The 7,274-nt window shown below is 71.4% G+C and carries 7 protein-coding genes; 2 read left to right on the top strand and 5 right to left on the bottom strand.

Annotated features, from left to right (window positions below):
* Nucleotides 1-498: 498 nt before the first annotated feature.
* From tatB to sigE, 4 genes are all read right to left on the bottom strand, one after another.
* Entirely contained in the window at nt 499-951 is a 453-nt protein-coding gene (gene tatB / locus ACFWX1_RS47470) for a Sec-independent protein translocase protein TatB (RefSeq protein ID WP_378396525.1), read from the bottom strand.
* Nucleotides 952-1,034: 83 nt separating this feature from the next.
* The gene (locus ACFWX1_RS47465; RefSeq protein ID WP_378396526.1) at nt 1,035-2,573 is read right to left on the bottom strand and encodes a S1C family serine protease; all 1,539 of its coding nucleotides are present in this window, start codon (nt 2,571-2,573) and stop codon (nt 1,035-1,037) included.
* A gap of 111 nt (nt 2,574-2,684) precedes the next feature.
* A complete protein-coding gene (locus ACFWX1_RS47460) occupies nt 2,685-3,362 on the bottom strand; it encodes an anti-sigma factor family protein (RefSeq protein WP_378396524.1) in 678 nt (225 codons plus the stop codon).
* A complete protein-coding gene (gene sigE, locus ACFWX1_RS47455; protein WP_378396523.1) occupies nt 3,359-3,988 on the bottom strand; it encodes an RNA polymerase sigma factor SigE in 630 nt (209 codons plus the stop codon). The genes ACFWX1_RS47460 and sigE overlap by 4 nt, the downstream gene beginning before the upstream one ends.
* A 188-nt stretch (nt 3,989-4,176) precedes the next feature.
* Between sigE and ACFWX1_RS47450 the strand changes: the two genes are divergently transcribed.
* The gene (locus tag ACFWX1_RS47450; protein WP_378396522.1) at nt 4,177-4,830 is read left to right on the top strand and encodes an O-methyltransferase; all 654 of its coding nucleotides are present in this window, start codon (nt 4,177-4,179) and stop codon (nt 4,828-4,830) included.
* An 85-nt stretch (nt 4,831-4,915) separates the two neighbouring features.
* Here ACFWX1_RS47450 and ACFWX1_RS47445 read toward each other — a convergent pair whose 3' ends face one another.
* On the bottom strand, nt 4,916-6,202 hold the full coding sequence (locus tag ACFWX1_RS47445) for an MFS transporter (protein WP_378396521.1): 1,287 nt from the start codon (nt 6,200-6,202) through the stop codon (nt 4,916-4,918).
* A gap of 63 nt (nt 6,203-6,265) precedes the next feature.
* On the opposite strand from ACFWX1_RS47445, the gene ACFWX1_RS47440 reads away from it, so the two are divergent.
* The gene (locus ACFWX1_RS47440; RefSeq protein ID WP_378396520.1) at nt 6,266-7,168 is read left to right on the top strand and encodes a LysR family transcriptional regulator; all 903 of its coding nucleotides are present in this window, start codon (nt 6,266-6,268) and stop codon (nt 7,166-7,168) included.
* The last annotated feature ends 106 nt before the right edge of the window (nt 7,169-7,274 follow it).

The raw sequence follows: 7,274 nt of genomic DNA, 5'->3' as shown, positions 1-7,274 counted from the left end.
AACGTCACCCCCACCGGCCGCCGCTGAGCTTCTGCCGACGTGCCGTTAAGGCCACCTTACGAGCGTCAGACGCCCGTAAGGTGGCCTTAACGGCATTTGCTGCGCCCATGCCCGATGTGGCCGGTGCGCGCGGGTGCCGAGGGACGCCTTCGGTGCGTTGAGCGCGACGAGGGCGTCCCTCGGTGCGTCCAGCGCACCCAGGGCGTCCCTCGGACTGAGTCGGGTCAGCGTGGCATCGAGCGCCCCAATGTGGCGTTCGATGCGTCCAACGCAGCGAACGCCACATTGGGGCGTATGAGCCACCTCGGGAACAGGAGCGAGGGACCTTTGCTATCGCCGGAGCGGAGCAAGGGACCTTTACTATCGTTAGTTGCGCTCAGCACACAAGCGTGAGTAAAGGTCCCTTGCTCCCCCTCGGGCGGGGTCAGGACGCGCTGAAGGCCACCATCAGGGAACTCAGGTCCCTCAAGGTGGCCTTCACAGGACTGAGGCGGGAGGTCAGGTCGCGTCGGGGTCGACCGGGGGACGCTCGCCGGGTTTGAGAGGCTCGGCCTGCGGAGTGCTCGCGGCGGGAAAGCCGTTCGGCTTCGCGGAGCCGTTGGTGCCGTTCACACCGTTGGTCCCGTTCACGCCGTTCGCCCCGGTGATGTCGTTCTTGAAGCCGGCGATGCCGAGCGGATCGCTGTCGCCCTCGAACAGGTGCTGGGTCACCACGCGCTTCGGGTCGAAGTTGCGCAGGCCGCGCAGATCCTCCAGGGGTTTGCGCAGCTGCTCGAACTCGGGGCCCATCTCCTCCCGCAGCTGTTCCCGCGCGCCACTGGCGAATTCACGGACCTTGCGGACGCTCTTGGCCAGCCAGGAAGCGGCTCCCGGCAACCGTTCCGGGCCGAGGATGAAGAGGCCGGCGATGATGATCACGAGGATCTCGCCCCAGCCGACACTTTCGAACACCCGTGAACCTCCGGCGTCAGTGACTACCCGCCCAGCGTACCTGCGCGGAACCCCGCTCCGGCAGCCCGCGGACGAGTCCTCTGTCAGTCCGAAGCCAGCGTCACGTCGACAACCAGTGACGCCCCGTCGCGCACAACCTGCACGGGCACGACCTCGCCGACGTTGTGCGCGCGGACCGCGACGGTCAGCTCGGCGGAGTCGCGGACCAGCTTGCCGCCGATCTTGGTGACGACGTCGCCTTCCTTGATGCCCGCGTTCGCCGCGGGCCCGCCCGGCGCCACGTTCTTGACCTGGGCGCCCATCGTCTTGGACCCGGCCACCGTCGAGGACGCGTTGATCCCGATGTCGGCGTGCGCGACCTTGCCGTCCTTGATGAGCGCCTTGGCGATCTTGATCGCGTAGTCGCTCGGGATCGCGAAGCCGATGCCGATGCTGCCGCCGTCCTGGCCCGACGACCGGATCGACGAGTTGATCCCGACCAGCGCGCCGGTCGAGTCGACGAGCGCGCCGCCGGAGTTGCCGTGGTTGATGGCGGCGTCGGTCTGGATCGCTTCGTAGGTGACCGGCGGCGCGCCGTTGTCGCCGCCCGCGGTGATGGGGCGGTTCAGCGCGCTCACGATCCCGGCGGTCACGGAGTTCTGCAGCGCCAGCGGGGAGCCGACGGCGATCACCGAGTCGCCCACCTGCAGGTCGGCGGACTTGCCGATCTGCAGCACGGTCGGGTTGGTCACACTGACCTTCACCACGGCGAGGTCGGTCTTCTGGTCCGCGCCGACGACCTTGGCCTCGGTGCGGGTGCCGTCGACGAACACCGCGGTGATCTTCACGGCCTTGTCCGCGACCGCGGAGGAGATCACGTGCTCGTTGGTGAGCACGTAGCCCTGCGGGTCGATCACGACGCCGGAGCCCTCTTCGCCGGAGTTGCCGCCGGGTTTGAACACCTCCAGCGAGACCACCGCCGGGGAGACTCGCTTGGCGATGTTCGCGACCGAGCCCGCCGGCCGCTCCTTCGCCGCCTCGGCCTCGGAGATCGTCGCCGTCCCGGTGAGCTCGCTCCCGGTGTCGGCGATCCACCAGCCGACCAGCCCGCCGACCGCGCCGACGAGCAACGCCGCCACGCCCAGCAACGCCAGTACCTTCGGCTGGACCCGCCTGCCGAACAGCACCTCGGGCAGGCTCAGCAACGCCCCCGCGGGACGACGTCCCGGCTTGTCCTCCGCCTCGGCCTGCTCCGCCGGACCGGCGAGCACGGCGCCCGCGGCGGGATCACGCCACGGGTCGGACGTTTCCGTCCACAGTGGAGGTTCGGAGCCGCCGTCGGAGCCCGCCGGGGCCTCGCGGGGCCGTTCCAGGACCACGCCTTCGGTACCCGGCGGACGCCGGAACGCCTCCGCGAGGGATTCCGGCGTGGGCGGGGCGAGGTCCACCGGCGGCGCGGTCCTGCCGTTCGTGGTGCCCGGGGTGTACAGCTTGTCGAAGGCGCCGTCGACGCCGTGCGGCCGCCCGAACGTCGCCGCCTGCGCCGGATCGACGGCCGGGCGCTCCAGCGGGCGCGGGGCCAGCCGATCCTCGCCAGCCGTACCGGACTGGGGCGGGTGCGTGTTCGGCTGCTGCTCGGTCATCATTCCCCGGGGCTCAAGATCGGTGGCTGGGCGTGACGATACCCAAGCCTCGGGCACCGAGTCTGCCGAATCGGCGGTGAAATGCCTGTCAGCGCCTCATCGTCAACGCCGTCAGCGTGCCGCGGCGGGCGCGTGAGCAGCCGGTACGACCGGGGTCACCGAGGTCGGCGCCGGGGCGGGCAGCTGCGCGGACGGCGCCACCGCCATCCGCGCGGGCAGCAGGTTCGCGTTCTGCGGCGCCTTGCTCGCTGGGTCCGTGCCCGCGTCGCTCCCGCTGTCGCCGGAGGTCCCGACCAGCGCGAGCGCGCTCAGCACCAGACCGGAGACGACCACACCGGCGCCCTGCGCGGCCCGCTTCCGCGCGCCGCCGAAGCGGCCGCCGCCCAGGACGTTCGGGGACTGGCCCAGCGGTGCCGCCGAACCGATCGGCGCCGTCCCGCCGAGCACACCGGTCTCCCGCAGCCCGGCGACCCTGTCCGGCCGCTGGATCGCGACGAGCTGGCCGTCGGCCGTGACCGCCAGGTTGTCCGGGGCGCTGGGCAGCTCGGTCTGCTCCGGGATGGCACGCAGGCTGGCCAGGAATCCGGCCGACATCGAGGGTTCCCCGGCGCGTTTGACCGCGGCGACCACCTGACGCTGCGCCGTGACGTCCGCCGCGCAGCTCGCGCACCGCGCGATATGGGCCGCCGCCCTGTCCATCGCCCCGAGCGACAGCTCACCGTCGACGAACGCGACTACGGCGTCGGGCAGCAGATGCGACTCGGGCAGGCCCCAGCGCGGTGCGGTCATACCGACACCTTCGCAGACTCCTGCGCGAGCGCGCGGCGACGCTCCAGCGACGCGCGCAGCGCCTGGCGGCCACGGTGGATCCGGCTGCGCACGGTGCCCAGCTTGACACCCAGCGTCGCGCCGATCTCCTCGTACGACAGGCCTTCGACGTCACACAGCACAACCGCGGCGCGGAACTCCGGCGGCAGCTCGTCGAGTGCGGCCTGCAGGTCCGGGTCGAGGTGGGTGTTCGAGTACACCTGCTCCGGGCTCGGGTCGTCGCCGACGATCCGGTCGGTGTCCTCGGGCAGCCCCTCCATGCGCACCCGCGAGCGGCGGCGCGCCATGTCGAGGAAGAGGTTCGTGGTGATGCGGTGCAGCCAGCCCTCGAACGTCCCCGGCTTGTAGGAGGCCAGCGACCGGAAGACCCGGATGAAGGTCTCCTGCGTGAGGTCCTCGGCGTCGTGCGTGTTCCCGGTGAGCCGGTACGCGAGCCGGTAGACGCGGTCGGCGTGTTCGCGCACGACCTCGTCCCAGGACGGGGGCGTCCAGGCCGCCTCCCCCTGGTCCGGCGAACCGACTGTGACCGGCTTGACCTCCGGCATGTCCGAAACGGCGTTCTGCATCGGCGGAGCAGGCACCTCCATCAGTGTGTCTCCCAACTACTCCACCCAACGCGGGCCATCGGCACGGTGTTCCCGTATCTACGAGACTGAGTCTGTCGTGTCTCCTTATGGTTCTAGTGAGACGAGACTGAGAACTATCTGAGAAGTCGCCAGCGGGCTTACCAGGGAGTCTGCGCTGATTTATCGACAGGCAACGCTAACCTCCCTGCGTGAACTCCGGGACGCATGCGGCCTCGGCGACCGGTCCCGCCGAGACCGAGTACGTCGACGGGTACCTGCCCGATGACGAGGTACTGGCTGCCGCGCGGGCGCGCGCGGACGAGCTCGGCTGCGAGCCGCTGAGCCCGGCGGCGGGCGCGACCTTGGGTTTCCTCGCCGCGACCCTGTGCGCGAGGGCCGTGGTGGAGGTCGGCACCGGCACCGGCGTGAGCGGTCTCTGCCTGCTCCGCGGGATGGCCGCGGACGGCGTCCTCACGTCGATCGACATCGAACCCGAGTACCAGCGCGCCGCGCGGCGGACGTTCACCGAGGCCGGGCTGCCGCCGGGACGCACCCGGCTGATCATCGGCCGCGCGCTCGACGTGCTCTCCCGGCTGACCCCCGGCGGCTACGACCTGGTGTTCGTCGACGCCGCGAGGATGGAGTACCCGGGTTACTACGACAAGGGCGTCGCGCTGCTCCGGCGCGGCGGGATCATCGCGTTCCACAACGTGCTGGCGGACGGCCGCATGTTCGACCCGTCGCGACGCGATCCCGAGACGATGGGCCTGCGCGAGGTCGCGCGGGCGATCCGGGAGGACGAGCGGCTGGTGCCCGCGCTGCTCCCGGTCGGCGGCGGGCTCCTGGTGGCCGCCGCCAGCTGAGCGGCACCTCTGATGCCCCTCTGACCTGCGAAAAGAGAGCAAGGGACCTTTGCTATCGTCCCTTGCCCTGCCAACCATTAGCGCACTAACGAACGCTAGCAAAGGTCCCTTGCTCCTCTCCGGCCGTCGCGCGCGAAGTCCGGGTGGCTCCGGTGGCGACCGCGAGCACCGCCAGCAGCAGCCAGACGGCGACCGCGCCGATCAGCCACGACCAGCCGGCGTGCCCGTAGACGTACCCGCCGACGGCGCCGCCGACACTGCTCCCGAGGTAGTACGACAGCGTGTACAGCCCGGACACCTGCCCACGCGAGCCGTCGGGTGCCTCGGCCGCGGCCCAGCCGTTCGCGACGGCGTGCGCGGAGAAGAAGGCGGCCGTCAGGACGACGAAGCCGAGCACGACCAGTGGCAGCCAGTCCGGCAGGGTGAGCGCGGCACCGACGAGCGTCAGCAGCAGCGAACCGATCAGCGCGCGGGTCCGGCCGACGCGGGCGATCAGGCGCCCGGCGGCGGCCGAGGACACCGAGCCCAGCGCGTAGGCCAGGAACACCAGCGACGCGATCGCGGGCGAAAGGTCCAGCGGCTCGCCGGTGAGGCGGAAGCCCGCCGCGTTGTACAGCGCCACGAACGAGCCCATCGCGAGCAGCGCGACCGCGTACTGCGCGAGCAGGACCGGACGACGGAGCGCCGTCGCGAGCCCCGAAGCGACCTCCCGCAGCTGGTTCCCGAGGCCCCGCGAAGCGATAGCAAAGGTCCCTTGCTCCCCCGCCGGCGACGCGGCGCGGCGTGGCGCCCGGGGCAGGGTGACCACCGTGACGGCCGAGCACAGCAGGCTGACCCCGGCGACGACGTACATCGCGCCGCGCCAGCCCAGCGCGTCGGCCGTGAAACCGCTGGCCAGCCTGCCGAGCATGCCGCCGATGGTGTTCCCGGCGATCATCGCGCCGACAGCGGCCGCGACACCCGCCTTGCCGAGCCGTTCGGCCAGGTAGGCAGCCGCGACGCCGGGGAAGCCCGCGATCGCCACGCCTTGCAGGGCACGCACGGCCAGCATCGCCGGGTACGACGGCGCGAGCGGTACCAGTAGCCCGAAGAGCACGGAAAGGATCACCGAGCCGAGGATCATCGGACGGCGGCCGACCACCTCGGACAGCACCGCGATCGGCAGCACCGCGATCGCGAGCGCGCCCGTCGCGACGCTGACCGCGAGCGACGCGCTTCCCGGGTCGAGGTGGTATTCCACGGCGAGCTGCGGCAGCACCGGCTGCGGGGCGTAAAGCAGGGCGAACGAGGAGATCCCCGCAGCAGCGACGGCGATCTTGACCCGCCGGGACGTCTTGACGGAGGGCACTTCGGAGCGCGCTGCGGTGGTCACACCCCGGAAAGTAAGCCCGGCTAATCAATGCGTCCAATACGCCCATGGCCCATAATCCATGCGATGGAGTACGAAAGCCTGACCGCCCAGCTCGCGCCGCAGCTACTCCTGCTCAGCACGCTCCGGAAGACGAGGAACATCACACGCGCGGCGGAGCTGCTCGGCATCCCTCAGCCGACGGTCAGCAGGCGCGTCGCCGCGCTCGGCGAGTCGCTGGGCACGCCGTTGACCGTCCACGACGGACGCGGTATCCGCCTCACCCGGGCCGCCGAACTGCTGGCCGAGGCGGCCGAGCGCGCACTGGCCGACGTCGAAGCGGGGGCCCGGCGGGCGCGGGAGGAGATCGACCCCGAGACCGGGCACGTCGTCCTCGGCTTCCTGCATCTGATGGGCCGCTCGATCGTGCCCACGATGCTGCGCGATTACCGCGCCCGGCACCCGCGCGTCCGGTTCACCCTCGTCCAGGGCTCCCGCCAGGACATGCTCGACCGGCTCATCGGCGGCGAACTCGACCTCGCGCTGATCGCGCCGCTGCCGGACGAACCCACGCTGACCTCGGTGCTGCTCGCCGAACAGGAGATCCTGCTGACCGTCCCCGCCACGCACCGGCTCGCGCGGCGTTCGAGCGTGCGCATGGCGGAACTGGCGGACGAGCAGTTCGTGCTGCTCGAACACGGCTACGGCCTGCGCCGGATGACCGACGAGCTGAGCGCGGCCGCCGGGTTCACCCCGCGGATCGCGTTCGAGGGGCAGGAATCCGACACCGTGCGCGGGCTCGTCGCGGCCGGGCTCGGCGTCGCGCTGTTGCCCCGGTTCGAACCGGGCACGCCCGCCGGGGTCGCGGAGGTGCCGCTGGTCCCGCCGGTGCGCCGGACCGTCGGGCTCGCTTGGCGGGCCCACGAGCAGCTACCGCCCGCGGTCGACGGCTTCCGCGATCACGTCCTGGCCGCCGCTCCCCTGTTCTGACCTGCGGTTTCGTCGCAAAACGATAGCAAAGGTCCCTTGCTCCCGCCGCCTCCTCGCGACGGGCCGTGAAGGCCTCCTTCACGGCGCTCAACGCCGGTAAGGAGGC

The sequence above is a fragment of the Amycolatopsis sp. NPDC059021 genome (assembly GCF_042739895.1).
GTDB lineage: Bacteria > Actinomycetota > Actinomycetes > Mycobacteriales > Pseudonocardiaceae > Amycolatopsis.
Note: the sequence above shows the minus strand (reverse complement) of the source record. Positions and strands in the feature narration are given on the sequence as shown.